Here is a 2384-nt window from a genome sequence, read left to right as displayed (position 1 = left end):
CCATCCGCCGCCAGCGCCACGATGTCCCCATGCGTGACCGCCACACCCTTCGGCACACCCGTCGACCCCGACGTGAACATCACATACGCCAAAGAGGCGTCTCCCGTCGGCACCGGCAGGGCATGCCCGTCGCGCGGGGCCTCGTCCACCCGCACCACGGGCACGGCCGCCGCGGCGGCGCGCGACGCCATCGCCGTGTCGGTCACGACGACCCGGGCGCCGCACTGCCCCAGTACGCGGCGCAGTCGCTCCTCCGGGTACGAGGCGTGCAACGGCACGTACACGCCACCGGACTTGAGCACGGCCAGCATCGCAACGACGACGTCCGCCGATCGTTCCAGCAGCAGGCCGACCCTGGTCTCGGCCGTCACCCCCCGCTCGGCCAGCACCCGTGCCAGCCGGTCCGAGGACGCGTCCAACTCCGCGTAGGTGAGGGCGACGTCACCGCATCGCACCGCCACCGCGCCCGGGCCGGACGCGACCCGTTCCGCGAAGGCGGCGACGACCGAACGGCCGTGGGAGGCGCTGCCCCCGCCGTCGCTCCACTCGTCGAGGACACGCCGCAGCTCGTCGTCGGAGTGGACCGACAGGTCTCCGAGCAGGGTGTCGGGGTGCGAGCCGGTGAGGGCGTCGAGGAGGTGTTCCAGGTGGGCGGCGAGACGCTCCGCGGTGCTCGTGTCGAAGCGGCCGGGGTCGTATCCGAGGTCGAAGCTGAGGTCTCCGGCGGCGTAGGCGGTCAGGACGAGCGGGTAGTTGGTGGTCTCGGTCACCTGGATGTCGCGCAGGGCGAGGCCGAACCGCTGCACGCGGTCGGTGTCGATGGGGTAGTTCTCGAACACCAGAAGGCTCTCGAAGAGCGGGGCACCCGGGGGCAGCTCGGTCGGGATGTCGCTGAGTGCGATGTCCTCGTGGCGGCGGGCCTCGGCGTGCGTGGCCTGGAGGGCGGTGAGCCACGCGGTGACCGACCGGCCTCGGTCGATGCCGACGCGTACCGGCTGGGTGTTGATGAACAGGCCGAGGATCTCCTCCGCCCCGGGCAGGTCGGCCGGCCGGCCGGACACGGTCGTCCCGAAGACGACGTCACGGGTGCCCGCGTACTGCGAGAGCAGCAGGGCCCAGGCGCCCTGGACGACGGCGTTGACCGTCAGGTGGTGGCGCCGGGCGAACGCGGTGACCTGCGCGGAGAGCGCCTCGGACGCGGTGCGGGCGACATGGGCGGTGGAGCGGCCGTGACCGGTCGTGTCCTGCGGGGCGCGGTCGTGGGGCAGTGCGGTCGGCTCCGTGAAGCCGGCGAGCGCGGTGCGCCAGTGGTCGAGGCCCGCCGCGCGCTGCCCGGCCCGCTCGTGGAGGTGGGCGAGGTGGCGGCGGAAGGGGGGCCTGGGGGCGGCGGTGCCGGTCGCGTAGCGGCTGATGACGTCGTCGAGCAGTGCGGCGGTGCTCCAGCCGTCGAGGAGCAGGTGGTGGAAGGTCCACACGACCCGTGTCCGGTGGGGGGCGCAGCGGATGAGGACGAGCCGCATGAGCGGTGCCGTGGTGAGGTCGATGCCCTGCGCGCGGTCCGCGGCGAGCAGGTCGCGCAGCGCGGCCTCGCGGCGCCGCTCGGCCTCGGCCGGTTCCTCGCCGGGTGTGTCGGTCCAGTCGAGGACGGTGACCGGCAGGGTGACGTCGTCGTGGACGACCTGGACGGGGTGGCGCAGTCCGTCCCAGACGGGGACGGCGCGCAGGGCGTCGGACCGGTCGACGGTGTGCTGCCAGGCGTCGGCGAGGGCGGCGGTGTCGATGGTCCGGCCCTCGGTGTCCTCCAGGAGGAAGCAGAACTGTTCGAGGTAGGTCGGTGAGCCGGGTTCGGCGAGGGCGTGGAAGACCATGCCCGCCTGGAGGGGGGTGAGGGGAAGGATGTCGGCGACGCCGGTTCGGCCGTTGCCGGCGATGCGGTCGGTCTCGGTCTGGTCGAGACCGGCGAGGGGGTGGTCGGACGGGGTTCGCCCGCCGTTCGCCGGGTCGGCGCAGTGGCTCAGGTAGCCGCGCAGGTCGTCGGCCAGTGCGTGGGCGAGGCGTTCGATGGTGGTGCGGTGGTGGCGGGCGTCGGAGTACGTCCAGGTGAGGGTGAGGCGGCCGTCGCGGATTTCGCCGATGACGTCGAGTTCGTGCGGGCGGGCCTCGTCGGGGGCGAATTCACCGCCCGGGTTCAGGGTGGTCGACCGGATCCAGTCGTGGTCGGCGGTGGCGGCGTCCATGCGACCGAGGTAGTTGAAGCTGATGCGGGGTGCGGGGTGGTCGGTGAAGGGGGTGTCGGGGGCGAGGTGGCGCAGCGCGCCGTAGCCGATGCCCCGGTCGGGGACGGCCCGCAGTTGTTCCTTGACGGCCTTGACCGCGGCCCCGAA

1 protein-coding gene is annotated in these 2384 nt (G+C 73.3%); it reads right to left on the bottom strand.

Going from position 1 to position 2384, the window contains the following annotated elements:
* The coding region (locus tag AB0E67_RS36400) for a condensation domain-containing protein (protein WP_362035142.1) at window positions 1-2384 on the bottom strand (2384 nt) is incomplete at both ends.

It is taken from the genome of Streptomyces sp. NPDC032161 (genome assembly GCF_040636995.1).
Taxonomy (GTDB): Bacteria; Actinomycetota; Actinomycetes; order Streptomycetales; family Streptomycetaceae; genus Streptomyces.
The sequence above is the reverse complement of the archived record's forward strand: the minus strand, read 5'-3'. Positions and strand labels throughout refer to the sequence as shown.